We start from the raw sequence: 24,405 nt of genomic DNA, 5'->3' as shown, positions 1-24,405 counted from the left end.
TAAGATGAAGCTGTTAGTTGTCGGCTCGGGTGGTCGTGAACATGCGATTGCTAAGAAGTTGCTTGAATCAAAAGACGTTGAAAAGGTCTTTGTAGCTCCTGGAAATGACGGGATGGCTCTGGATGGGCTGGGGTTAGTAAATATCTCTATTTCCGAACATTCTAAGTTAATTGAATTTGCAAAGGTCAACGATATCGCTTGGACCTTCATTGGGCCGGATGATGCTCTTGCCGCTGGAATAGTGGATGATTTCAATGCATCAGGCCTCAAGGCTTTTGGTCCGACTAGGGCTGCTGCTGAGCTGGAGTGGTCCAAGGATTTTGCTAAGGAAATCATGGTCAAATACGACGTTCCGACAGCAGCCTATGGCACATTTTCAGATTTCGAGGCAGCTAAGGCTTATATCGAAGAGAAAGGCGCTCCAATCGTTGTTAAGGCGGATGGATTGGCGCTCGGGAAAGGTGTCGTCGTTGCGGAGACGGTTGAGCAAGCAATCGAAGCAGCCCATGAGATGCTTTTGGACAATAAATTTGGTGACTCAGGCGCGCGTGTGGTCATCGAGGAATTCCTTGACGGGGAAGAGTTCTCTCTCTTTGCCTTTGTCAATGGGGACAAGTTCTACATCATGCCAACGGCTCAGGACCACAAACGTGCTTACGATGGCGACAAGGGACCTAACACTGGTGGGATGGGTGCCTATGCGCCAGTTCCTCACTTGCCACAGAGCGTGGTTGACACAGCTGTTGACACCATTGTCAAGCCAGTCCTTGAAGGGATGATCAAAGAAGGTCGTCCGTATCTTGGTGTCCTTTACGCGGGTCTTATCTTGACAGTTGATGGACCTAAGGTTATCGAGTTCAACGCTCGATTTGGAGATCCCGAAACTCAGATTATCTTGCCTCGTTTGACATCTGACTTTGCGCAAAATATCACGGATATTCTCGATGGCAAGGAGCCAAACATCACGTGGACGGACAAGGGTGTGACTCTGGGTGTGGTTGTCGCATCCAAGGGCTACCCGCTAGACTATGAAAAAGGCGTCAAGTTGCCAACTAAGACCGAAGGCGACATCATTACTTACTATGCAGGGGCTAAGTTTGCGGAAAATAGCAGAGCACTGCTATCCAACGGCGGACGAGTTTATATGCTAGTTACCACAGCAGACACCGTGAAAGAAGCCCAAGAAACCATCTACCAAGAACTCTCCCAACAAAAAACAGAAGGCCTCTTCTACCGAACCGATATCGGAAGCAAGGCCATAAAAGATTAACAGACACAAAAATTGTCATGGTGAGCGAAAGCGAGCCAAAGTAAGATAATGGTCGCCGTGGTGAAAAGGCCAGCACAGAAACTGTTCTGGTCGGGGAAAATTTGAGACTTAGGCTCAAATTTTAGGAATGAAACCGACGGTTTGCTTCCGTCCCCACCACCTAAGACCATTATCAAAAAAGGAAGAAAAAGGATTAAAAATGAAACCAGTAATTTCCATCATAATGGGCTCAAAATCCGACTGGGCTACCATGCAAAAAACAGCCGAAGTTTTAGACCGCTTCGGTGTAGCTTACGAAAAGAAGGTTGTCTCTGCCCACCGTACACCAGATCTTATGTTCAAACATGCCGAGGAAGCACGGAGTCGCGGTATCAAGGTCATTATTGCAGGTGCTGGAGGGGCAGCCCATTTGCCAGGTATGGTAGCTGCCAAAACAACCCTTCCTGTCATTGGTGTACCAGTCAAATCACGCGCCCTCAGTGGCGTGGATTCGCTCTATTCTATCGTTCAGATGCCAGGCGGTGTGCCTGTTGCGACTATGGCTATCGGTGAAGCTGGTGCGACTAACGCCGCTCTCTTTGCCCTCCGTCTCCTTTCAGTAGAGGACCAGGCTATCGCGACAGCATTGGCAGATTTTGCAGAAGAACAAGGAAAAATCGCAGAGGAGTCTACCAATGAGCTCATCTAAAACAATCGGAATTATCGGTGGCGGTCAGCTGGGGCAGATGATGGCCATTTCAGCTATCTACATGGGGCACAAGGTCATCGCGCTGGATCCTGCGGCGGATTGCCCTGCCTCTCGTGTGGCGGAAATCATCGTGGCTCCCTATAACGATGTGAACGCCCTCCGTCAGCTGGCTGAGCGTTGCGATGTTCTCACTTATGAATTTGAAAATGTCGATGCTGACGGTTTGGATGCTGTCATTAAGGATGGACAACTCCCTCAAGGGACAGATCTGCTCCGCATTTCGCAAAATCGTATTTTTGAAAAGGACTTCCTCTCAAACAAGGCACAAGTGACAGTTGCACCCTACAAGGTCGTGACTTCTAGTCAAGACTTGGGAGACATCGACCTATCGAAAAACTATGTCCTAAAGACTGCGACTGGTGGCTACGATGGGCATGGACAAAAAGTCATTCGTTCGGAAGCAGACTTGGAAGAAGCCCGTGCACTAGCCGACTCAGCAGACTGCGTTTTGGAAGAATTTGTCAACTTTGACCTTGAAATTTCTGTCATCGTATCAGGGAATGGCAAGGATGTGACGGTTTTCCCAGTTCAGGAAAATATCCACCGCAACAATATTCTTTCAAAAACAATTGTGCCTGCTCGCATTTCAGAAAGTCTAGCTGAAAAAGCCAAAGCTATGGCAGTGAGAATCGCTGAGCAACTGAACCTCTCTGGAACCCTTTGCGTGGAAATGTTTGCGACAGCCGATGATATTATCGTCAATGAGATTGCCCCGCGTCCACACAATTCAGGACACTACTCAATCGAAGCCTGCGACTTCTCGCAGTTTGACACCCATATTCTCGGTGTTCTGGGGGCACCATTGCCAGCTATCAAATTGTATGCGCCTGCTGTGATGCTCAATGTTCTGGGCCAACACGTCGAGGCTGCTGAAAAGTATGTCGCAGAAAATCCAAGCGCCCACCTCCACATGTATGGTAAAATAGAAGCGAAGCACAACCGCAAGATGGGGCATGTGACTTTGTTTAGTGGTGTGCCAGATGAGGTTGAAGAGTTTGGGGAGTAGTGATATATGGAAAGGTTTTTTGAAGGTATGAGTAATGAAACCAAGATTACATTGGTAACACTAATCTTAACAAATATGGTTACAATTGTTCTAGCTATAATCGGTTTTTACCAAAAGAAAAATGAGCAAGCAAATCAACAAAAATTAATTCAAGAAGAAAGACAGCAGTTGCGTATCAATTCAGATAGAGATATGTATATAAAAACGATCCAAGATTTTGCTTATGTGGCTGGAAACATAGTAACTATCATTGAATCTAAAATTGGACCTTCAACGAAGAAGAAACAAGACTTGAATCCACTTTTAAACTTTGATGAGGTTTACTATAAATTTTATATATTATTGACGGATGAAGCTGATAGAAAAATACTTCAAAAGTTTCAATATCAAGTGCGTTCATTGGCTGGTTTGCCTGATCCTGAAGGGGTTGCTGTCTGGGATGAAGCTGAAGAATTTGATAAATATCAACAATCCCAAGCAGAAGGTTATATTGAACCTCCCAGAGAAATATATAATAAATTGGAAGAATGTTTGTCAATTTGCAGAAAGTTAATTAAAGAAAAAATGTCTCTAGTATTAAATGATTAGTATATTGTTGTTAAACGATTTTGTGAAGCGTTCAAAATTTTGAATGTTTAGCAGTAGAATTGAGAACTTATGAAAGTGAACATAGAAAGGAAAGTGTGCTCATACAATCGACCTCGGACGAAACTCATGGAAGAATGCTAGTGTTTCTCCTTGAGATGTAAGTAAACCTAAACTTTTAAATTTATAGAAAGGAACAAGGGCTCTCGTATTCTCTAAACTGAATACGGGCTACGGACTTGATCAATTCTTATGATTCAAATAATAGTCAACGCATTTGTTGAAAAAGAGAAGACTGGAGCAGTCGTTGAAGTCTTGTATGCTAGTAGCGATCACGAAAAAATGAAAGCTAAGTATGAAGAGCTGGTTGCTCAATATCCTGAAAACTATTTAGCAATTTATGATTTACCATTGGATACAAATCTCAACGAATTACCTCACTACCCATCCGTGCTTATTGGGAAAGAAGATTTCTAGTGAGTTATTATTAGAATTAGAAGGAATTGTTATGGAAAATTTAAAAAAATTTTGCTTTTGCCTATTTAATATTGCTTATCCATTAGTTGCATTTTATTTAACTAATAACATTGTAATGAATTTAAAGGATATTAATATTGATGTATTTGGTGCTCTATTATTAAGTATATTCTTAATTATACCTTATGCAATTTTAAAATTCCTAAGTTGCTTTAGAAAAAGTACTCATCAATATTATTTCATTGTTGAAAATGTGTGGTTAATGATTTTTACAATTATTAGTCTAAGAAACCCTGATATGGAATATGCTGTCAATGTTTGGGGAATGGCTTTTGTTGGAATTACTATAGTAGATACGATTCATAAAATACTTGAAGATAGAAAAAGTTCAAACATTTGAACTCGAGCACTCAATCTTTGATAGAATGAAATAAACAAAAGAGGGACTAGAGTTCTCGTGTTTACAAAACTAAATACGGATTATGGTTACCGACTTGGTTAATCATTATGATTCAAATAATCGTTAATGCTTTTGTTGAGAAGGATAAGACTGGAGCTGCCGTTGAAAACTTGTTTGCAAGTGCCGTCCATGGCAATGTGCAAACTAAACGTGATGAATTAGTTGCACAATATACCCCGAAAACTATTTGGCGATTTGCGATTTATCATTGGCTACTATTCTCAATGAATTACCTAACTACCCATTTGTGTTTATTGGAAAAGAGGAGTTTGAGTGAAGAATGCATTATAATTTTAAGTTTATTTTAGTTTTTCACTAAATGAGCTACGAGGAAGGATGGTAAGTTTCAGGAATGGAGTTTATTGATGTTTTAAATAAAGAAAGTTGGAAATCAGTATACAGATTCCAAAAATCTGAGTCTAATTACGCGGTATGTTGCTGTATATGTGAATATAGCGGAACTGATATGGATTTAGAGGAAGCTGAACTTTCTGAACGTATTGATTTTACATTATTGGTTCCACTAGTAGTTTATAAGACAAATGATCAAAAATTCAGAAAATGGTTAATTGAATCTGGAGGCAAACCTTATAATTTTGGTGAATTACCTACTACATATAAATCATTAACAAATGTCAAATCTTACATAAGTGATTATTGTTTAAAAATAGAATTTAAAAAAAATGGTGTCCAAGAAGTAATTTCATTTGAACTTTCTGAAGAAGAAAGAAAGTTTATGAGTAGTGTAAGTACATTTAGTTTTGTAGTGGAGTCAAGGACACACACTACTGTAGGTAGAGTTAAATTTTCTACATCTGATGATGACCAACCTATATTTCCCATGTCTAAAATTTCAATAACTGACAATAAATTTGAGCAAAAAATTTCGTCTATTGTAAATAATATTAACCGTCTAAAACAGGTAATTCCTGGTAATTTCAACAACTATTTAGATATTATAGGTTCATCTGACTATGAAGTATACCAATCGACAACTAGTGGTGAATCACTACCCTCAAAATCAAATTTAAAATTGGGAAAATTATGTTATTCTTGTAATAAACCGGAAATAACGAGAGAACATTGCTCTCCTAAGTGGATGTCAGATAACTACCATGTCAAACCTCTTATAGGTAATATATTTTGTAGGGATTGTAACCAGTGGTTTGGCCAGTTTTTTGAAAAAGATGCACTAAATATCTTAACCATAAATAACCGTATAACTGAATTACAGCGTCTATTTATCAGTAAATGGTGTATAAAGACAGCAATAACAATGTCTATTGCGTCTGGAGTAGCTGTTAATCCAGTATGGTTACCACAGTTAAGAAATGAAAGATTTCCTGAAGGTTTTGAAGTGTACTTCAATCCTAATATTAAATTGAATGAACCAGGCTTTAATTATGGCGTGAGTAGATTTAACAAGCAGTTGTCTCGAGAGAATTTATTTTTATTTACTTTAGCATGTAAAGATTTTTCATTGGTTGTTATTAATAAGAATGGAAAAATGATTCCTTCTATACCATTTTATAAGTTATATCCAGAATTTGCGAATGGTTCGGGTAATAATGTTAATGATTTTGCTGATCTACATCAAATATTACATGAAATATTAGCAGATGAGAAAACTAAGGAGTTCCAGCTTCCAATTCGCATTCACAAAAATAACTAGCTAATGTAGTGTCATACTTCTAAAATATGTAAAGGCTATAATTTTTATTTTCCGCCCCAATTGGGAACAGAAAATAAAAGATTGAAAGCAAGAAAGGAGAAGAGGGCAAGTTTAAGCGTTTGAACTCGTGCTAAAAGCATCTCTCCTGTAAAAAATAACTTTAAAACTAGAAAGGAAAGGACATCAGGTTCCACTAACTTGAACCTGGACGGAAAGCTCGGAATTTAGATAATCCGCCTGGGATGCAAGCATCCTGCGTTGGGTTCCTAAAATTCAGTTGCTTTCTGGTCGTCCTTGGTATCTTAAATTATGATCAACCGTTACTCTCGCCCAGAGATGGCGAACATTTGGAGTGAAGAAAATAAATACCGTGCTTGGCTTGAGGTGGAAATCTTGGCTGACGAGGCATGGGCTGAGTTGGGGGAAATCCCTAAGGAAGATGTGGCTTTGATTCGCGAAAAGGCGGACTTTGACATCGACCGTATTTTGGAGATTGAGCAGGAGACGCGCCATGATGTGGTGGCTTTCACGCGTGCGGTTTCCGAAACTCTTGGTGAGGAGCGCAAGTGGGTCCACTACGGTTTGACCTCTACCGACGTGGTGGATACTGCCTACGGTTACCTCTACAAGCAGGCTAACGACATCATCCGTCGTGATCTTGAAAACTTCACCAACATCATTGCTGTCAAGGCTAAGGAACACAAGTTCACCATCATGATGGGTCGTACCCACGGTGTGCACGCTGAGCCGACAACTTTTGGCCTTAAATTAGCGACTTGGTACAGCGAAATGAAGCGGAACATCGAGCGTTTCGAGCATGCGGCTGCTGGTGTGGAAGCTGGTAAGATTTCGGGTGCGGTTGGGAACTTTGCCAACATCCCTCCATTTGTTGAGCAATATGTCTGCGACAAACTTGGCATCCGTGCTCAAGAAATCTCTACACAGGTGCTTCCTCGTGATCTTCACGCTGAGTACTTTGCAGTTCTTGCTAGCATCGCAACTTCTATCGAGCGGATGGCGACTGAAATCCGTGGTCTTCAAAAATCTGAACAACGCGAAGTGGAAGAATTCTTTGCCAAGGGGCAAAAAGGATCTTCAGCAATGCCTCACAAACGCAACCCTATCGGTTCTGAGAACATGACAGGTTTGGCGCGTGTTATCCGTGGTCACATGGTGACGGCCTATGAAAACGTCGCTCTCTGGCATGAACGTGATATTTCCCACTCATCAGCTGAGCGTATCATCACACCAGATACAACCATTTTGATCGACTACATGCTCAACCGCTTTGGAAATATCGTCAAAAACTTGACGGTCTTCCCAGAAAACATGATCCGCAACATGAACTCAACTTTCGGTCTTATCTTTAGTCAACGTGCTATGTTGACCTTGATCGAAAAAGGTATGACACGTGAGCAAGCCTATGACTTGGTGCAACCAAAAACGGCCTACTCTTGGGATAATCAAGTAGACTTTAAACCGCTTCTCGAAGCAGATCCAGAAGTGACATCACGCCTGACTCAAGAGGAAATCGACGAAATCTTCAACCCTGCATACTACACTAAACGAGTGGATGATATCTTTGAACGTATCGGACTGGGTGACTAATCATAACAACAAAAAGCGAGATTCAATCTCGCTTTTTTGTATTCTTGTCGAAGAGGTTTAATCCTCTTTTCTCTTAGTGAGTCCGTAGGCTGCTAGCGTAGCCATGAGTCCTACTGCGACCAAGCCTGCAGAGTCTTGGCTTCCTGTTGCAGGGAGTTGTTTTTCTTCTGCTTTGCTAGTAGTTGGTTCAGCTTGCTCAGTTTTCTCAACGGCAGTTCCGACTTCGACAACCTGAGCGACCGCTTCCTGCGATACTGCACTATTGACAAGGGTTCTTTCTTCCTTGCCGTCAGCAGTAGTGCTGACAGAGTAGAAAATCGTACGGCGACCATTTACTCCAGTAACGACGACTTGACTTTGTCCTTTTGGCAATTGCGGATTTTCACGTGTCACGGTAGTGAAAGGAATCTCTTCTTCTTGGATGTCTAGTCTAGGTTTTGCTTCTGCAGCTGGGGCAAGACCGTGTTCATCCCCTACATGGGTTACAAGGGTTCCGACTTCAATAACTTGGGTCACTGCTTCTTGGGTCACAAGGCTATCTACAAGAGTTTTCACTTCCTTACCGTCAGCACTAGTACTCACAGAGTAGTAATGGCTGCGACGACCGTTAGCGCCTTTAGTAACGACTTGAGTCTTCCCTTTGAGCAATTGCGGATTTTCACGTGTCACGGTAGTGAACGGAATCTCTTCCTCTTGGATGTCCAGTCTTGGTTTTGTCTCTGCGGCTGGAGCAAGACCACTTTCATCCCCTTTGTGGGTAATAGGGGAGCCGATTTCAACCACTTGTGTCACAGGTTCTTTGGTTACTTGGCTATCTAGAACAGTTTCTGTTTGTTTACCATTTTCAGTAAGGACAGAGATGTAATGAGTGCGTTCACCATCTACACCTGGTGTAATGATCTTTTCCTGACCAGCTGGGAGATTCGGATTTTCCTTCTTGATAACTTCAAATGGAATCTTTTCTGCTCTTGTGATGAGTTCCGGTTTGGTTTCAACATTGGCAGCTAGTTCGTTTTCATCGAGGCTTCCTGAGTGGGTTGCTGCTGGTTTGAGGCTTAGGCGGGCTGCTTTGAGCTTGGCTACGAGAGCGTCTAACTCGGCTTGTTTGTTACGGTTGAGGTTGTAGTTGAGAGCTTCTTTAGCTGTATTTAGGGCATCCAAGCTTTCCTTGCTGTATCCATTCAAGTTTGCAGGGATTTGAGCAAGTTCCTCACGGAGTGCATTGTAGTTAGCGCGGAAGTAGTCTTTGTTATGGTCTGCAAAGGCAGTCATGAGTTCAAAGATTTCTTCTTCCTTATACTCAGCACTTGGTTTATCTGCCCAGATAGCAAGCATGCTTCCGACGGTTGGAAGGTCTACTTCTGGATACTTAGTAGATGCAAGCTGGTTAAATGGTACTTTGCCAGAGTTTTCAAGTGCTTTTGATAGTGGGTAGGCTTCATCTGGTTTGTGATTGCCTAGGACGTAGTACCAGTCTCCGTTTGTGTTGAGGAGTTTATAGCCTTTGCTTGCTAGGTACTGAGGCGTCGCAAGGTTGTAACCCCACCATCCCTTAGACCAGTAAGAGATGATGACATCCTTGTCAAACTCAACATCATCCTTGTCTTCATAGTAGAAACCATCGTTGAAGGCCATTGGTTGAAGGCCTCTTTCTTTGGCCATGGCAGCAAGGGTGTTAGAGTACTCAGCAAACTTGCCATAGAGTCCATACCATTTGAGGTAGTACCAGCCTTGGGCGTTGGTAGCATCATTGGCATATTCATCGGTACCGTAGTTGAAGATCTTAGTTTTGCCTGCAAAGAAGTCCATGTACTTGCCGATGAGGGCTTTGGTAAAGTTCATGGCTTCTTCGTTTTCAAGGTCCATGGTTGTTTTGGAGACCTTGTCAAAGTTGGCTTGAGGATTTTGGATACCCAATTTTTCCATAGCGACGAGCATGGCATCCATGTGACCTGGGCTGTTGATAGCTGGGATGAGTCCGAGACCTTTTGATTTTGCGTACTCGATCAGTTCAGTGATTTCAGCTTGACTAAGAGTGGTTCCGTTTGGATCGTCGTAGTAAGCTTTTGTTCCTTCGATGATGGCTTTTTTGACATCGTCACTTGCATAGGTTTTGCCATTAGCTGTGATGGTCATGTCATCAAGGAGGAAGCGAAGTCCATCATTTCCTAGGAGGAGATGCGCATCAGAGTATCCGAGTTCGCTTGCCTTGTCTACAATGCGTTTGAGTTGGTCAAGCGTGAAGTACTTACGGCCAGCATCGATTGAGATTATCTTGTTCTTGGCAAGTTTTTCAACTTCGCGTTTCGCGTCTTCTTCTTTTTGAGCTTCTGGTGTGAAGGTCAAATTGCTAACAGCTTCTTGGAGTTTCGCGATTGCTTGATCAATGGTGTCTTGTTGGGCACGGCTGAGGTTGCTATCGAGTGAGCGAATGGCTTTTTCAGCTTCTTTGACAGCTGCGACACTTTCTGCAGTATAACGGTTAAGGTCTGTTGGTACTTCTTTCAGAGCTTGTTCAGCAGACTCATAGTCAGCTGCGAAGTATTCAGCATTGGCATTTGCGAAGCTACGCATAAGTTTGAAGAGGCGTGATGGTGAATAACGTGCAGAAGGTTCATCCGCCCAAGCAGCTACCATACCCCCGATGAACGGAACGTCTGCTCCTTCAGATTTTGGTACAGAAGTGATTGGAGTGTTCTTGATACCATTGAGTCCTTGGTCGAGGTTGTACCATCCTTGACCATCGGCATTTCGCCCGAGGACGTAGTACCAAGCATCGTTGGTGTTAAGGATTTGGTGGCCTTTTTCAACTAGAAGTTTAGAAGAAGCGACGTCGTAACCGCCCCATCCACCAGTCCACATTGAAACGATGATGTCTTTGTCAAAAGTACCAAAGCTAGTATCACTATTGTAGTAGATACCATCGTTGAAGGCCATCGGTTTGAGACCGTGAGATTTGACGATGTGAGCAAGGTCATTGGCGTAGGCGATAAATTTCTCATATCCTCCTACAGGGTAGCCTTCGTTTGGATAGTATTTATCAGCCTGAAGAACGCTCCATCCCTTGGCGTTTGTAGCATCGTTGGCATACTCGTCGAGTCCGATATTGAAAATGTCAGATTTGCCGGCGAAGTAAGCAGCATACTTGTCGATCAGAGCTTTGGTAAATGCAAGAGCCTCTTTGTTATCAAGGTCAACGGTACGAGCAGATTCCTTACCAAAGTAGTTGAAGTTCGGTTTTTGGATGCCTAGTTCTTTCATGGCATGCAAAATCGCATCCATGTGACCAGGGCTGTTTACAGTTGGGATGAGACCAATGCCTTTGTTTTTAGCATAGTTGATCAAGTCCGTCATCTGACTTTCTGTCAAATGGTTGCCGTTTGGATCCTTGTAATAGGCATCGGTTCCGTTTTCGAGTGCACGTTTGACATCATCACTGGCATAGGTTTTACCGTTGGCTGTGATCGTCATGTCGTCCAACATAAAACGCATGCCATCATTTCCGACTAAGAGATGGAGGTCAGTATAACCGTAGTGTTTGGCTTTGTCGATGATTTCTTTGAGTTGCTCAGGTGAGAAGTACTTGCGTCCAGCATCGATTGAGATCATTTTTCTTTTCGCCAGTTTTTCATTTACTTGACTTGCTCGTTCAGTGCTAGGAGCAACCACTGCTGGTGTAACGACTTCATTTTTCTTTTCTGAAGAAGTGCTTTCAGCAGGAGTTTCAGCTGGAGCAGGGCTTTCTTTCTCGGCAGTAGGAGTTGGAGCAGTATTTTCTGTCACAACTGGTGCGCTTGACTCTTCTGTTGTTGGAGTAACTGTTCGAGGAGCCTCCTGGTCTTCTTTGACCTCCTCTTTTACAGGCTCGTCAGCCTTTTCTTCCAATTTTTCTGGAACTTTGGAGTCTACAGCTTCCTTGACTGCTTGTGGACTCTCCTGAATAGTTTGAACAGTTTCTTCAGCTGTTGGAGCTGGAGTAATCCCGTCAGCAGATACGACTTGGGTACCAAAAGCAAATCCTATGAGTACAGAAGCTGCTCCAATCGCGTACTTACGAATGGAGAAGCGCTGTTTCTTTTCTAGTTTCATGATAAAACCTCCCTGTTATTATATTGTATGATAGCGTTTACACAAAACTATTTTCATTTTATTATCTAAGATATAAAAAGTCAAGCGGCTTTATGAAAGAACTATAATAAATGGAGGAAATCATAAGATTTAGGAAAAAATTATCAAAAAACTAAAAACAAGGAAAATCTAGCCAATATTTAACTTGTTTTTAGTAAAAGCACTACTAATTAAAGAATTACCCTTCGTCATATGTTCATACTAAATGGTGCATGCTATAATGAACATAGAAAAAGCCTGAGCTAGGCTCAAGCTTTTTCTTAATGACCTCGATCACACGAGATGAATTTGATTTTGTAGTAGTCAGCTCGCTTATAAGTTTCACTATAGGCAAGGACTTGGCCAGTGGCTTCAAGTTTTGTAGTCTTTGTTTGGAAGACAGTTGGAAATTGTGTATCAATTCCCAACGTAGAAGCAGCATGCTCGGGTGTTGGGAATGCGATTTCGTTGATTTCCTCAAAATGCTCATCAGTCATGTGAATGCGGTAATCCAATTTGAAACGTTTATAGATAGAACTATAATAGTCAAGATTCGGATAGTTGGCGTTGATATATTGTTCGGGAATATAAGAAGTGTGGTAGATATAGGTCACACCGTTAGTTTGACGTGTCCGTTCGATCTTGTAGTAGAACTGGTCTCCACGCAAACCAAGTTTTTCCAAATATTCAAGCTTATTTCCACGTTCGATAGAAAGGACAGTTACCTTATCGTCTTTTGTTTCAAAAATTTCTACGTCTGAAAACTCAACGAGTTTGTGCTTACGAGCGCGTGAAACAAAAGTTCCTTTTCCTTGTTGGCGGACAATATAGCCATCTTTGGCAAGGTCGTTCAAGGCACGAACAACTGTGATAGAACTGACATCATACATGGCGATCAACTCTGCTTCAGTATAAAACTTGTCTCCACTCGCAAATTGACCTGAGATGATTTTATTCTTGAGTTCGTCTTTAATATATTGGTATTTTGGAATAGCCATAATTGCACCTCAATTTTTTTCTTTCTCCTTCTTTGATTTTACCACAAACACAAAGAAAATAGTAGCATTTAGATGAAAAAATAACATAATACATTAAAAATATTATTTTGCACATATATAAAAGCGCCGTCAAAACAGAGGTCGTGCAAAAGCCCTCATTTCATGCTATTTTTAGACAATTTTGGTAAAAAAGAAGTAAAAAAATAGAAAAATTTTAAAGAATTTTCTAAAACCTATTGACAAATGCAAAAGATTTGATTATAGTTAATATTATAATAAATGAAAGCGCAAACTTAATTCGTCAGAGGTAATAACATGACAAGATTTAAAATTGAGGACGATTTCTATTTAGACGAAAAACCGTTCAAGATTTTGTCCGGCGCCATTCATTATTTTAGGATTCCAGCAGAGGATTGGTATTATTCTCTCTATAACTTAAAGGCGCTTGGCTTTAATACAGTCGAGACCTATGTGGCTTGGAATTTACACGAACCTGTTGAAGGGGAGTTTGATTTTGAAGGTGCCAGAAATTTGGAGAGATTTCTTCAAATTGCACAAGATCTGGGTCTCTACGCCATTGTACGCCCGTCTCCATTTATCTGTGCGGAATGGGAATTTGGTGGCTTGCCGGCTTGGCTCTTGACCAAGGACATGCGAATTCGCTCGTCTGACCCGGCCTACATCGAGGCTGTTGCTCGCTATTATGACCAATTATTGCCAAGGCTTGTACCCCGCTTGTTGGATAATGGCGGAAACATTCTCATGATGCAAGTCGAAAATGAATATGGCTCTTATGGAGAAGATAAGTCTTATCTACGAGCGATTCGGAAATTGATGGAAGACCGAGGGATTGATTGCCCACTCTTTACTTCAGATGGTCCATGGAGGGCTACTCTGAAAGCCGGAACCTTGATCGAAGATGACCTCTTTGTGACAGGGAATTTCGGTTCTAAAGCTCCGTACAACTTTTCACAGATGCAGGAATTCTTTGATGAGTATGGCAAGAAGTGGCCCCTCATGTGTATGGAGTTCTGGGATGGCTGGTTCAACCGTTGGAAAGAACCCATCATCACACGAGATCCTAAAGAATTGGCAGAAGCTGTTCGAGAGGTTTTGGAGCAAGGTTCGATTAACCTTTATATGTTCCATGGCGGAACAAACTTTGGTTTCATGAATGGTTGCTCGGCTCGAGGGACTCTAGATTTGCCTCAAGTTACATCTTATGATTATGATGCCCTTCTCGATGAAGAAGGAAATCCAACTGCTAAATACTTAGCAGTCAAGAAGATGATGGCAACCCACTTCCCAGAGTATCCACAATTGGAACCACTTTACAAGGAAAGCATGGGAATGGAATCCATTCCACTAGTCGAAAAAGTGTCCTTGTTTGAAACTCTGGATAGTCTCTCTAGTCCTACTGAGAGCCTCTATCCAAAAGCGATGGAAGAACTTGGTCAAAGTTATGGCTACCTTCTCTACCGCAATGAGGCAAGTTGGGATGCAGAAGAGGAACGTCTCCGTATCATCGATGGACGTGACCGAGCTCAACTCTTTGTAGATGGTCAATGGATTGCTACTCAATACCAGACAGAGATTGGTGAAGATATCTACTGTCAGGGCAACCGAGAAGGCTTTTCAGAGATTGACATCTTGATTGAAAATATGGGGCGTGTCAACTACGGACATAAGTTCTTAGCAGATACGCAACATAAAGGAATTCGTACAGGTGTCTGCAAAGATCTACATTTCTTACTGAATTGGAAACAATATCCACTACCACTGGATAATCCTGAGAAAATTGATTTTTCAAAAGGATGGACAGAAGGACAACCAGCCTTTTACGCTTTCGACTTTACTGTTGAAGAGCCGAAGGATACCTACTTAGACTTGTCTGAGTTTGGTAAGGGAGTTGCCTTTGTCAACGGGCGTCACCTAGGGCGTTTCTGGAACGTCGGCCCGACCCTCTCACTTTATATCCCTCATAGTTATCTCAAGGAAGGTGCTAACCGCATCATTATCTTTGAAACTGAGGGCGAATATAAAGAAGAGATTCATTTAACTCGTAAACCTACACTAAAACACATAAAGGGGGAAAACTTATGACAATTGTAGGATGCCGTATCGATGGACGTTTGATCCATGGTCAAGTAGCCAATCTTTGGGCTGGAAAACTAAATGTTTCACGCATTATGGTTGTAGACGACGAAGTTGTTAACAACGATATTGAAAAGAGTGGTTTGAAACTTGCGACACCACCAGGTGTGAAACTCAGTATCTTGCCAGTTGAGAAAGCAGCAGCAAATATCCTTGCTGGTAAATACGATAGCCAACGTCTCTTTATCGTTGCACGTAAACCAGACCGTTTCCTTGGTTTGGTCGAAGCAGGTGTTCCGCTTGAAACACTCAACGTCGGCAATATGTCTCAAACACCAGAAACTCGCTCTATCACACGTTCTATCAACGTGGTAGACAAGGATGTGGAAGACTTCCACAAACTAGCAGAAAAAGGTGTGAAACTCACTGCTCAAATGGTTCCAAATGATCCAGTTTCAGACTTTTTGAGCTTATTAAAATAGGAAAAAATTTTTAGGAGGTCATTGTTATGATACAATGGTGGCAAATTTTACTTCTCACTTTGTACTCAGCTTATCAAATCTGTGATGAGTTGACAATCGTTTCATCTGCAGGTTCCCCTGTATTCGCTGGTTTTATTACTGGTTTGATCATGGGAGATGTGACAACTGGTTTGTTTATCGGTGGTAGCTTGCAGTTGTTCGTTCTCGGGGTTGGTACCTTCGGTGGTGCTTCTCGTATCGACGCAACTTCTGGTGCGGTTCTTGCAACAGCATTCTCTATCTCTCAAGGTATTGATACAGACCTTGCGATTACAACAATCGCTGTACCAGTAGCGGCACTTTTGACATACTTCGACGTTCTTGGACGTATGACAACTACTTTCTTTGCACACCGTATTGATGCTGCGATCGAACGCTTTGACTACAAAGGTATCGAACGCAACTACCTACTTGGTGCGCTTCCATGGGCTCTTTCTCGTGCCCTTCCAGTATTCTTCGCTCTTGCTTTTGGTGGTGCTTTCGTACAATCAGTAGTAGACCTTGTTAAAGAATACCAATGGGTTGCAGACGGTTTGACACTTGCAGGTCGTATGCTTCCAGGTCTTGGATTTGCAATCTTGCTTCGTTACCTTCCAGTTAAACGTAACCTTCACTACCTTGCAATGGGATTTGGTTTGACAGCTATGTTGACTGTCCTTTACTCATATGTAACAGGTCTTGGTGGAGCTGTTGCGGGTATCCTTGGTACTCTTCCTGCTGATGTTGCTGAAAAGATTGGCTTTGCTAACAACTTCAAAGGTTTGTCTATGATCGGTGTTTCTATCGTAGGTATCTTCCTTGCAGTTGTTCACTTTAAGAACAGCCAAAAAGTAGCTGTAGCAGCACCTTCTACACCATCAGAAAGTGGGGAAATCGAAGATGACGAATTCTAATTACAAACTTACAAAAGAAGATTTTAATCAAATCAACAAACGTAGCTTGTTTACTTTCCAATTAGGTTGGAACTACGAACGTATGCAAGCTTCTGGTTACCTTTACATGATCTTGCCTCAATTGCGTAAAATGTATGGGGATGGAACTCCTGAATTGAAAGAAATGATGAAAGTTCATACTCAATTCTTCAATACTTCACCATTCTTCCACACAATTATCGCTGGTTTTGACCTTGCCATGGAAGAAAAAGATGGTGTGGGTTCAAAAGATGCCGTTAACGGTATCAAGACAGGTTTGATGGGACCATTTGCTCCTCTTGGAGATACAATCTTTGGTTCACTTGTACCTGCTATCATGGGATCTATCGCAGCAACTATGGCTATCGCAGGTCAACCATGGGGTATCTTCCTTTGGATCGCAGTTGCAGTTGCTTATGACATCTTCCGTTGGAAACAATTGGAATTTGCCTACAAAGAAGGGGTTAACCTTATCAACAACATGCAAAGTACCTTGACAGCTTTAATTGACGCTGCATCTGTACTTGGTGTCTTCATGATGGGTGCTCTTGTAGCAACAATGATCAACTTTGACATTTCTTACAAATTGCCAATCGGTGAAAAGATGATTGACTTCCAAGACATCTTGAACTCAATCTTCCCACGCTTGCTTCCAGCAATCTTTACTGCCTTTATCTTCTGGTTGCTTGGTAAGAAAGGTATGAACTCTACTAAAGCGATCGGTATCATTATCGTTCTTGCAGTAGGTCTTTCATTCATCGGTAAATTCTTGCTTGGAATGGGCGCATAATTTATGAGTAAATCATTAATTTTGGTGAGTCATGGTCGTTTCTGTGAAGAACTGAAAGGTAGCACAGAAATGATCATGGGTCCACAAGACAACATTCATGCAGTGGCTCTTCTTCCAGAAGATGGTCCAGAAGAATTTACTGCAAAATTTGAAGCTGCTATCGAAGGATTGGATGATTTCCTAGTCTTTGCGGACCTTCTCGGCGGAACACCTTGTAACGTGGTAAGCCGTTTGATCATGGAAGGTCGCGACATTGAACTCTACGCAGGGATGAATCTTCCAATGGTGATTGAATTTATCAATGCTAGCCTTACAGGCGCAGATGCGGACTACAAGAACCGTGCTGCAGAAAGCATCGTGAAAGTCAATGACCTGTTAGCGGGCTTCGATGATGACGAAGACGAATAATACTCTTCGAAAATCAAATTCAAACCACGTCAGCGTCGCCTTGCCGTACTCAAGTACAGCCTGTGGCTAGCTTCCTAGTTTGCTCTTTGATTTTCATTGAGTATACGATGTTACAACGTGAAAATCGTTAGAACAGCTTGTATAGAATATACATGGGAATGGGAGTCACTCCCATTCCCATATTTTCAATAGGAATGAAACAACAATAGATTAGAGGAACTCTATGCTAAATTACACAAAAGAAGAATTACTTGAACTGGGTGCAGAAATCACGACTCGTGAGATCTACCAACAGCCTGATGTATGGAAAGAAGCTTTTGAAGCTTACCAAGCAAAACGGGAAGAAATTGCAGCATTCCTACAAGGAATCGCTGATAAACATGACTATATCAAGGTTATCTTGACGGGTGCTGGTACTTCTGCTTATGTGGGAGATACCTTGGTGCCTTACTTTAAGGAAGTCTATGACGAACGCAAATGGAATTTTAATGCCATTGCGACAACTGATATTGTTGCCAACCCAGAAACTTATTTGAAAAAAGATGTGGCAACTGTCCTTGTATCTTTTGCTCGTAGTGGGAATTCGCCTGAAAGTGTGGCGACGGTTGATTTGGCTAAAGCCTTGGTTGATGACCTCTATCAAGTGACCATTACATGTGCTGCAGAAGGGAAATTGGCGCTTCAAGCTCATGGCGATGACCGCAATCTCTTGCTCTTGCAACCAGCCGCTTCCAATGACGCTGGATTTGCCATGACTTCTAGCTTTACGTCTATGATGCTAACAGCTCTCTTGGTCTTTGATCCTACAGAATTTGCTGTTAAAGCTGAACGTTTTGAAGTTGTGGCAAGCCTTGCTCGTAAGGTTCTAGAAAATGCAGAAGATGTCAAAGAGCTTGTTGACCTTGACTTTAACCGTGTTATCTACCTGGGCGCTGGTCCTTTCTTTGGGCTTGCTCATGAAGCTCAGTTGAAGATTTTGGAATTAACAGCTGGTCAAGTTGCGACTATGTATGAAAGCCCAGTTGGCTTCCGTCACGGTCCAAAATCTCTTATCAACGAAGATACAGTTGTTTTGGTATTTGGTACAACGACAGACTACACTCGCAAGTACGATTTGGACTTGGTTCGTGAAGTGGCTGGTGACCAAATTGCTCGTCGTGTTGTGCTTTTGAGTGATCAAGCCTTTGGTCTTGAAAATGTCAAAGAAGTAGCACTTGGTTGTGGCGGTGTCTTGAACGATATTTACCGTGTCTTCCCTTACATCGTTTATGCCCAACTCTTTGCCCTATTGACTTCACTCAAGGTAGAAAATAAACCAGATACACCATCTCCTACTGGCACCGTAAACCGTGTGGTACAAGGTGTGATCATTCATGAATATCAAAAATAAGGAAGTGTCTATGAGTAAATTACAATTAAGTCCTAATAAAGTAGCTTGCTTGCAAAAACTCTCTGACGAGAATGGCATCATCTCAGCTCTTGCCTTTGACCAACGTGGTGCTTTGAAACGACTCATGGCTCAACACCAAACAGAAGAACCAACAGTGGCTCAAATGGAAGAACTCAAAGTCTTGGTAGCAGATGAATTGACAAAATACGCTTCATCTATGCTTCTAGACCCAGAGTATGGCCTTCCAGCTACAAAAGCGCTTGCTCCAAATGCTGGTCTTCTCCTAGCTTATGAGAAAACTGGCTACGACACAACAAGCACCAAACGCTTGCCTGACTGCTTGGATGTTTGGTCTGCAAAACGTATTAAGGAACAAGGTGCGGATGCAGTCAAATTCTTGCTTTACTACGATGTAGACAGTTCTGACGAACTCAACCAACAAAAACAAGCCTACATCGAACGCATTGGCTCTGAGTGTGTGGCGGAAGATATTCCATTCTTCCTTGAAATCCTCGCTTACGATGAAAAAATCGCTGACGCTGGCTCTGCAGAATACGCCAAAGTAAAACCACATAAAGTTATCGGTGCTATGAAAGTCTTCTCAGACCCACGCTTCAACATTGATGTTTTGAAAGTGGAAGTTCCAGTCAATGTTAAATACGTTGAAGGCTTTGGCGATGGTGAAATCGTGCATACTCGTGAAGAAGCGGCAGCCTTCTTCAAAGCACAAGACGAAGCAACTAACTTGCCATATATCTACTTGAGTGCGGGAGTATCAGCCAAACTCTTCCAAGATACACTTGTCTTTGCCCACGAATCAGGCGCAAACTTCAACGGTGTTCTTTGCGGACGTGCAACCTGGGCTGGATCAGTTGAAGCTTACATTAAAGATGGTGAAGCAGCAGCTCGTGAGTGGCTACGCACAACTGGATTTGAGAACATTGACGAACTCAACAAAGTTCTTCAAACCACAGCGACCTCATGGACTGAACGTGTGGAAGCATAAAATAGGTATAGAAGAAACCCTTTTTGTTAAGCAAATGCTTAGGTTTTCTGACAAAGGATTCTGAAAATAGAAACTACAACCATAGATGGTGAATACACTCTCTATGGTTTGTTTACTTAAGAGAAATGAGTCAAAGGAGAGAAGAATGAAAGCATACACAGAGCGTGTATTTGGAAATCATGAGGGCAAGGATGTCTTGGCCTATCGCTTTGAGACTGACGGTGGTTACCAGCTTGAAGTTATGACCTATGGTGCGACCATCTTGCGCTATGTCACACCTGATAAGGCTGGAAACTTTGCCAATGTAATTTTGGGCTTTGATGATTTTGCTAGCTATGTAGGCAATAGTCCCAAGCATGGAGCAAGTGTAGGTCCTGTAGCGGGCCGTATTGCAGGTGCGACATTTGAACTTAATAGTCAGACCTATAAACTTGAAGTCAACAACGCTAGCAACTGTAACCACAGTGGTTCAACAGGTTGGGATTCAAGCTTGTTTGAATTGGTAGAGGTGAGCGACCATGGCTTGACCCTCTACACAGAGCGTACAGATGGGACAGGAGGATTCCCTGGCAATCTCAAGATCTGGATCAGCTATCACTTGGAAGAAACTGGCGCCTACGAAGTCAGCTATAAGGTAACGACTGATCAGGATACGCTAGTCAATCCAACTAATCATAGCTACTTTAACTTGTCTGGTGATTTCACGCAGACAATTGACCGCCATGTCTTCCAACTAAATACGGAGGGCATTTACCCAATCGCTCCAGACGGTGTTCCAGCAAAGACTCCAGATGCTGATCGTGATGTGGTGAAACACATCTACAATGGTGCTTTATTGAAGGACATCTTTGCAGAGGATGATGAGCAAATCCAGTTGGTATCTGGTTTGGATCACCCATTTGCTCTTCCTGCAGGTCATGACAATGCTGGTTTCCTTTATGACCAAAATTCAGGTCGTTTCCTGCTTTTCAAGACAGAAGCTCCTTGCTTTGTGGTCTACACTGCAAACTTTGTGGATGAGAGTGTCATTATCGGCGGCCAGCCAATGGTGCAACACAATGGGATTGCCCTTGAAGCGCAGGCTTTACCAGATGCCATTCACAGTGACCTCAAAGACCAAGTCATTCTCAAAGCAGGTGAAACTTTTACCAGCAAAACTCGCTACGAGCTTGTTGTCAAATAAAAAGAAGAGCTGGTTTCCAGCTCTTTTGAGTTTCGTGCTATTGTGATGACATTAGATATAACTTTACTAGCCCAAGGCTTATTTTCCTTTTTTCTGGGTCTCAATTCTCTCTAGCATTTTGTTTTTACGCTCTTCCAGTTCTTGGATTTGCTTGAGCAAAAGATCTGAAAAGTCACTATCAAGCTCTTCAGCCTCTCCACCACTATACCAATCTAAGGCGACAATGTGATTATTTTTATCAAAGCAGAAAATCACATCTCCATCACCGATGATAGACAGAAAAGGGATATAATTTACAAAGCCTAGTTCATGTAATTCTTTGGTCTTCAGTCGAATGTCTAGAAAATCAGGTATCTCATTTGCAATACCGTAAACCTTAATACCACGACAGAATGTCCAAAATGGGGCGACATCAAATGCTTTGGCTCTTGGCCACAGTTCCTCCCTAACTTCCATATAGAGTCCGCCTAGGGGTGACATGGTAAATTCTCTAAAGTCGTCTGGAAGACTGATTTGATACAGTTTTTCAAAATCTTCTATATCCTGTTCGGAGGGTTCATTTCCCATGCAGGCTACAACTTGGTAGGTTTTAGAATCATAATGATGAAAATAATCATAGACTTTTTCTAGTGACATTGCTATTCCTCTCTATTCTAGGTAAATATATTCGACAACTAAATCACAAAGCTGATTATCCTTATCATAGCCAAAGTAGACGGGATAGACTCCGTCTCCAAAACCTGATTGGATCATCGGAATGCTTAGGTCAGTGTTGGGGATTTTAAAATTAATCCAATCCCCACCTTCACGCTGATAAAGGGGATTGTCTATGGCATTTTGAGCAAAAACTGCTGCAAAGAAATCGTCGTAGATATTTTTGCCAGGATTTTCTTTATACCAACTCTCTTCAAAATCGCAGTAGGCATTCTTGGTGTCAACGTCCACTATCGTTGCCAGACCTGCGTCAACTGCAAATCCAAAATAAGAGTCTTTTTCAACAGTGTCTATATCTTCATCACCAGTCAGTGCTTCATAGTAGATGACTGGCACTTGATCTGTAAATTGGATTCTCGTTGCTACATACCTGTAATGATCTTCTTCTATCTTGGCTACTAAAGTCTTTAGTCGATATCTCCCTTTGGGTACAGACTGTAAGTAGGGTTTTTCCTCTCTACGGAGCCAGACCAAAGGATCTCGAACCAGAATTTCTCCGCTAGGGAAAGTCACTTCCCCCATATCTAAAATAAAAATTTCTGCACCTTGTATTTCTTTCTCCTCAAAACACTCTACATAATTGATAGACGAAGTGAGTAGATGTTTTATTTCTTGGTATTTCTGTAACCACTCTTGTGAAGTTTGTATTTTTTCCATAAACAGCTCCTTTCTAAATCTTTTATTTTAGGTTGGTACTTTCTGAGTTAGAGAATTGTGTACTCATTATCATTTTTCCTACAAATGCATTCATTCTATGCTTTTATTTCCCTAATGATCGAAAAAATTAGGTCTTTAAGACTTTCTGCGACATACACAACTTCATCAGGATCATGAATATAGCAAAGAATCTGACCTTCTTTTCCTTCTTTGTCAGGATCAAAATCCAGCATCAGGAAACAGCTGTCACAATATTCGGCAAAAGGAATCCATTTTTTATTAAAAAGATAGGGTTTTATCCTCTCGTCCCGCATTTTTTCAATGTCTTGGCTTGTAAAATGCTCAGGAAATTCAGTTAAGAGGGCGTCTCTGTTTTGAAAATAGTGTTTAGTGTTTTTGATAGCCTGCAGGCTCATCAAGCAAAAGGCCATGTCTCTTTCATCTATAAGGCAAGGCAGAATACTGAGATACTTACTCCCGTTTTTATAGCTGTAAAGCTCTTTTACATCATCAGGCAGAGTTATCCCAAATTTCTCTTCAAATGCTGCTATTTCTTCCTCAGAAGCGCCGGATATCTCCTGATAATCGTCCAGATATTCTTCCTCCACAGGATCATCCAAATCCCATTCTTCAAAGTTTTCGCAAATGTACTCTTCTATCTTTTTTATCTCATCACTTATCTGCATACCATCTACCCTTTATTCTCTTAGTTACAGCTCTCCTTCGATTATTTGTTGCATATATGCTGGCATATCATTTACAAATTCCGCAAAACTGCACATATCTTTCAACTCTTCATGCTCTATATCATAGGAAGCCACTTTCTTTGTTTTAGGATCCCATACAATATAGATATGGTCATAATCTCCTGTCAGCTTAGATATACGCAGAAGTTTCTGTCTACCTTTTTTAATCGGAACAGTATTGACTAAAGAGAAAAACTCTATCCATTTAAAATCACAGTCTTTAAGTTCAAAATGTAATTCCTCACTTTGAAGAAAATCAATTACTACCTTAGGCAATTTAAATGGTTTCAGTTCATCCAGTTTATTTTGTAAACTATGGTATTTTTCAGGTTCTAACTGCTTAAAATATGCAGCCATTTCTTCATCGCCATTTTCAAGTGCGATACTGTATGGACGCATCCCGTCTTTTTCGGTTATTGTTACATCCGCCCCATTTTCCACAAGATACTGACACATTTTCAAATCAACATACCTTGCGGCTACACATAGCGGGGTTGGTTTAAAAGGATAGACCGTATCAGGGGCATTGTAGTTAATATTAACTCCGTTCTTTATAAAGAAATCAAGTACTTCATAATTTCTCTCTGAAACTGCACTGCGAAATGCCTGTCCACCGTATTTTTCTACCCTATGTCCTAATTCGTGGATAAGAGGTAGGTTCTCATATTTTTTCCCATATAAAGCCTGTTCAAAGGCCTCTGCCTTTACCTCATTTACACAGTTCACCTTTGCGCCATGTTCTACCAGATACCTGATAATAGCTTTATCACAATACCTTACAGCAAGCAAAAATGAAGGACTTCCTTTTACATTCAGATTGACGTCCTTTTGCACAAGCCATTTTACAGAGTCAAAACTTTCCATAATCAGAGCAAGGTTTAAGGGCGACAGGGTGGTATATTTACCTATCTTTATGCTCTCTTCAATATCAAAACCCTTTAAAAACTGTTCATCTAATGCCGACGTATTTCCATTTATGATATCACCTACAATTTGTGGAACAGATTTAAAATTTCCTATATCTTTTAATTTGACCATTTTAAGTCTCCTACAG

The 24,405-nt window shown here is 41.7% G+C and carries 22 protein-coding genes and 1 pseudogene; 17 read left to right on the top strand and 6 right to left on the bottom strand.

All coding sequences use genetic code 11. From position 1 onward, the window contains the following. Positions 1-4: 4 nt before the first annotated feature. The 9 genes and pseudogenes from purD (at position 5) to purB (ending at position 7,826) form a co-directional block, all read left to right on the top strand. Positions 5-1,270 (top strand): phosphoribosylamine--glycine ligase, encoded by a 1,266-nt coding sequence (gene purD, locus D8803_RS06880; protein WP_131200666.1) that lies wholly within the window; start codon positions 5-7, stop codon positions 1,268-1,270. A 199-nt stretch (positions 1,271-1,469) separates the two neighbouring features. Further along, complete coding sequence (gene purE, locus D8803_RS06875; protein ID WP_000805604.1) at positions 1,470-1,958, top strand: 5-(carboxyamino)imidazole ribonucleotide mutase; 489 nt, start codon at positions 1,470-1,472, stop codon at positions 1,956-1,958. Beyond that, entirely contained in the window at positions 1,945-3,024 is a 1,080-nt protein-coding gene (purK, locus tag D8803_RS06870; RefSeq protein WP_125425256.1) for a 5-(carboxyamino)imidazole ribonucleotide synthase, read from the top strand. Before purE ends, purK begins: the two co-directional genes overlap by 14 nt. Positions 3,025-3,030: 6 nt before the next feature. Then, positions 3,031-3,612, top strand: a complete 582-nt coding sequence (locus tag D8803_RS06865; protein WP_084975715.1) for a hypothetical protein — start codon at positions 3,031-3,033, stop codon at positions 3,610-3,612. A gap of 249 nt (positions 3,613-3,861) precedes the next feature. Continuing rightward, positions 3,862-4,086 (top strand): phosphoribosylaminoimidazole carboxylase, encoded by a 225-nt coding sequence (locus D8803_RS06860; protein ID WP_084975716.1) that lies wholly within the window; start codon positions 3,862-3,864, stop codon positions 4,084-4,086. A 31-nt stretch (positions 4,087-4,117) separates the two neighbouring features. Beyond that, positions 4,118-4,486: a hypothetical protein gene (locus D8803_RS06855; RefSeq protein ID WP_084975717.1), complete on the top strand. Its 369-nt coding sequence runs from the start codon at positions 4,118-4,120 to the stop codon at positions 4,484-4,486. Positions 4,487-4,593: 107 nt separating this feature from the next. Further along, positions 4,594-4,823 (top strand): annotated as a pseudogene (locus tag D8803_RS06850) (phosphoribosylaminoimidazole carboxylase). 75 nt (positions 4,824-4,898) lie between these two features. Continuing rightward, positions 4,899-6,218 (top strand): hypothetical protein, encoded by a 1,320-nt coding sequence (locus D8803_RS06845; protein ID WP_084975718.1) that lies wholly within the window; start codon positions 4,899-4,901, stop codon positions 6,216-6,218. 309 nt (positions 6,219-6,527) lie between these two features. Beyond that, positions 6,528-7,826 (top strand): adenylosuccinate lyase, encoded by a 1,299-nt coding sequence (purB, locus tag D8803_RS06840; protein ID WP_084975719.1) that lies wholly within the window; start codon positions 6,528-6,530, stop codon positions 7,824-7,826. Positions 7,827-7,883: 57 nt separating this feature from the next. Here purB and strH read toward each other — a convergent pair whose 3' ends face one another. Then, on the bottom strand, positions 7,884-11,915 hold the full coding sequence (gene strH / locus D8803_RS06835; protein ID WP_190316809.1) for an LPXTG-anchored beta-N-acetylhexosaminidase StrH: 4,032 nt from the start codon (positions 11,913-11,915) through the stop codon (positions 7,884-7,886). Between the two features lie 299 nt (positions 11,916-12,214). Continuing rightward, positions 12,215-12,931 (bottom strand): GntR family transcriptional regulator, encoded by a 717-nt coding sequence (locus D8803_RS06830; protein ID WP_001007187.1) that lies wholly within the window; start codon positions 12,929-12,931, stop codon positions 12,215-12,217. Between the two features lie 315 nt (positions 12,932-13,246). On the opposite strand from D8803_RS06830, the gene D8803_RS06825 reads away from it, so the two are divergent. From D8803_RS06825 to D8803_RS06785, 8 genes are all read left to right on the top strand, one after another. After that, on the top strand, positions 13,247-15,034 hold the full coding sequence (locus tag D8803_RS06825) for a glycoside hydrolase family 35 protein (protein WP_131200665.1): 1,788 nt from the start codon (positions 13,247-13,249) through the stop codon (positions 15,032-15,034). After that, entirely contained in the window at positions 15,031-15,507 is a 477-nt protein-coding gene (locus tag D8803_RS06820; protein ID WP_000156968.1) for a PTS sugar transporter subunit IIB, read from the top strand. The genes D8803_RS06825 and D8803_RS06820 overlap by 4 nt, the downstream gene beginning before the upstream one ends. A gap of 26 nt (positions 15,508-15,533) precedes the next feature. Then, on the top strand, positions 15,534-16,439 hold the full coding sequence (locus tag D8803_RS06815) for a PTS mannose/fructose/sorbose/N-acetylgalactosamine transporter subunit IIC (protein ID WP_045616654.1): 906 nt from the start codon (positions 15,534-15,536) through the stop codon (positions 16,437-16,439). Further along, entirely contained in the window at positions 16,426-17,247 is an 822-nt protein-coding gene (locus tag D8803_RS06810) for a PTS system mannose/fructose/sorbose family transporter subunit IID (RefSeq protein WP_000185284.1), read from the top strand. Before D8803_RS06815 ends, D8803_RS06810 begins: the two co-directional genes overlap by 14 nt. Positions 17,248-17,250: 3 nt before the next feature. Further along, positions 17,251-17,655 carry a PTS sugar transporter subunit IIA gene (locus tag D8803_RS06805; RefSeq protein ID WP_081102481.1) on the top strand — a complete coding sequence of 135 codons (405 nt, stop codon included), beginning with the start codon at positions 17,251-17,253 and terminating at the stop codon, positions 17,653-17,655. A 223-nt stretch (positions 17,656-17,878) separates the two neighbouring features. Further along, complete coding sequence (locus D8803_RS06795; protein ID WP_131200664.1) at positions 17,879-19,045, top strand: SIS domain-containing protein; 1,167 nt, start codon at positions 17,879-17,881, stop codon at positions 19,043-19,045. 10 nt (positions 19,046-19,055) lie between these two features. Continuing rightward, positions 19,056-20,051: a tagatose-bisphosphate aldolase gene (gene lacD, locus D8803_RS06790; RefSeq protein ID WP_131200663.1), complete on the top strand. Its 996-nt coding sequence runs from the start codon at positions 19,056-19,058 to the stop codon at positions 20,049-20,051. 145 nt (positions 20,052-20,196) lie between these two features. Beyond that, positions 20,197-21,234 (top strand): aldose epimerase family protein, encoded by a 1,038-nt coding sequence (locus D8803_RS06785; protein WP_131200662.1) that lies wholly within the window; start codon positions 20,197-20,199, stop codon positions 21,232-21,234. Positions 21,235-21,312: 78 nt separating this feature from the next. On the opposite strand, the gene D8803_RS06780 is transcribed toward D8803_RS06785, so the two are convergent. The 4 genes from D8803_RS06780 to D8803_RS06765 all read right to left on the bottom strand — a co-directional run bounded on the left by D8803_RS06780 (position 21,313) and on the right by D8803_RS06765 (position 24,389). Further along, complete coding sequence (locus D8803_RS06780) at positions 21,313-21,870, bottom strand: SMI1/KNR4 family protein (RefSeq protein ID WP_131200661.1); 558 nt, start codon at positions 21,868-21,870, stop codon at positions 21,313-21,315. Between the two features lie 12 nt (positions 21,871-21,882). Beyond that, positions 21,883-22,605 carry a DUF4241 domain-containing protein gene (locus D8803_RS06775; RefSeq protein WP_131200660.1) on the bottom strand — a complete coding sequence of 241 codons (723 nt, stop codon included), beginning with the start codon at positions 22,603-22,605 and terminating at the stop codon, positions 21,883-21,885. 95 nt (positions 22,606-22,700) lie between these two features. Beyond that, complete coding sequence (locus tag D8803_RS06770; protein ID WP_131200659.1) at positions 22,701-23,291, bottom strand: SMI1/KNR4 family protein; 591 nt, start codon at positions 23,289-23,291, stop codon at positions 22,701-22,703. 24 nt (positions 23,292-23,315) lie between these two features. After that, positions 23,316-24,389, bottom strand: coding sequence for an ankyrin repeat domain-containing protein (locus D8803_RS06765; protein ID WP_131200658.1), 1,074 nt, complete (start codon positions 24,387-24,389; stop codon positions 23,316-23,318). Positions 24,390-24,405: the final 16 nt, after the last annotated feature.

The organism is Streptococcus oralis (genome assembly GCF_003943385.1).
GTDB lineage: Bacteria > Bacillota > Bacilli > Lactobacillales > Streptococcaceae > Streptococcus > Streptococcus oralis_CA.
This window is presented reverse-complemented; position numbering and strand designations above follow the sequence as displayed.

Excerpts from the sequence above, each read along its gene's own strand:
- D8803_RS06795 (WP_131200664.1), top strand. The coding sequence starts at position 17,879 with ATGCTAAATTACACAAAAGAAGAATTACTTGAACTGGGTGCAGAAATC.
- D8803_RS06860 (WP_084975716.1), top strand. The coding sequence starts at position 3,862 with ATGATTCAAATAATAGTCAACGCATTTGTTGAAAAAGAGAAGACTGGA.
- D8803_RS06805 (WP_081102481.1), top strand. The coding sequence starts at position 17,251 with ATGAGTAAATCATTAATTTTGGTGAGTCATGGTCGTTTCTGTGAAGAA.
- D8803_RS06845 (WP_084975718.1), top strand. The coding sequence starts at position 4,899 with ATGGAGTTTATTGATGTTTTAAATAAAGAAAGTTGGAAATCAGTATAC.
- D8803_RS06780 (WP_131200661.1), bottom strand. The coding sequence starts at position 21,870 with ATGTCACTAGAAAAAGTCTATGATTATTTTCATCATTATGATTCTAAA.
- purD (WP_131200666.1), top strand. The coding sequence starts at position 5 with ATGAAGCTGTTAGTTGTCGGCTCGGGTGGTCGTGAACATGCGATTGCT.
- D8803_RS06775 (WP_131200660.1), bottom strand. The coding sequence starts at position 22,605 with ATGGAAAAAATACAAACTTCACAAGAGTGGTTACAGAAATACCAAGAA.
- D8803_RS06785 (WP_131200662.1), top strand. The coding sequence starts at position 20,197 with ATGAAAGCATACACAGAGCGTGTATTTGGAAATCATGAGGGCAAGGAT.
- purE (WP_000805604.1), top strand. The coding sequence starts at position 1,470 with ATGAAACCAGTAATTTCCATCATAATGGGCTCAAAATCCGACTGGGCT.
- D8803_RS06855 (WP_084975717.1), top strand. The coding sequence starts at position 4,118 with ATGGAAAATTTAAAAAAATTTTGCTTTTGCCTATTTAATATTGCTTAT.
- D8803_RS06770 (WP_131200659.1), bottom strand. The coding sequence starts at position 23,291 with ATGCAGATAAGTGATGAGATAAAAAAGATAGAAGAGTACATTTGCGAA.
- D8803_RS06825 (WP_131200665.1), top strand. The coding sequence starts at position 13,247 with ATGACAAGATTTAAAATTGAGGACGATTTCTATTTAGACGAAAAACCG.
- D8803_RS06865 (WP_084975715.1), top strand. The coding sequence starts at position 3,031 with ATGGAAAGGTTTTTTGAAGGTATGAGTAATGAAACCAAGATTACATTG.
- purK (WP_125425256.1), top strand. The coding sequence starts at position 1,945 with ATGAGCTCATCTAAAACAATCGGAATTATCGGTGGCGGTCAGCTGGGG.
- D8803_RS06765 (WP_131200658.1), bottom strand. The coding sequence starts at position 24,389 with ATGGTCAAATTAAAAGATATAGGAAATTTTAAATCTGTTCCACAAATT.
- strH (WP_190316809.1), bottom strand. The coding sequence starts at position 11,915 with ATGAAACTAGAAAAGAAACAGCGCTTCTCCATTCGTAAGTACGCGATT.
- D8803_RS06810 (WP_000185284.1), top strand. The coding sequence starts at position 16,426 with ATGACGAATTCTAATTACAAACTTACAAAAGAAGATTTTAATCAAATC.
- D8803_RS06820 (WP_000156968.1), top strand. The coding sequence starts at position 15,031 with ATGACAATTGTAGGATGCCGTATCGATGGACGTTTGATCCATGGTCAA.
- D8803_RS06815 (WP_045616654.1), top strand. The coding sequence starts at position 15,534 with ATGATACAATGGTGGCAAATTTTACTTCTCACTTTGTACTCAGCTTAT.
- D8803_RS06830 (WP_001007187.1), bottom strand. The coding sequence starts at position 12,931 with ATGGCTATTCCAAAATACCAATATATTAAAGACGAACTCAAGAATAAA.
- purB (WP_084975719.1), top strand. The coding sequence starts at position 6,528 with ATGATCAACCGTTACTCTCGCCCAGAGATGGCGAACATTTGGAGTGAA.
- lacD (WP_131200663.1), top strand. The coding sequence starts at position 19,056 with ATGAGTAAATTACAATTAAGTCCTAATAAAGTAGCTTGCTTGCAAAAA.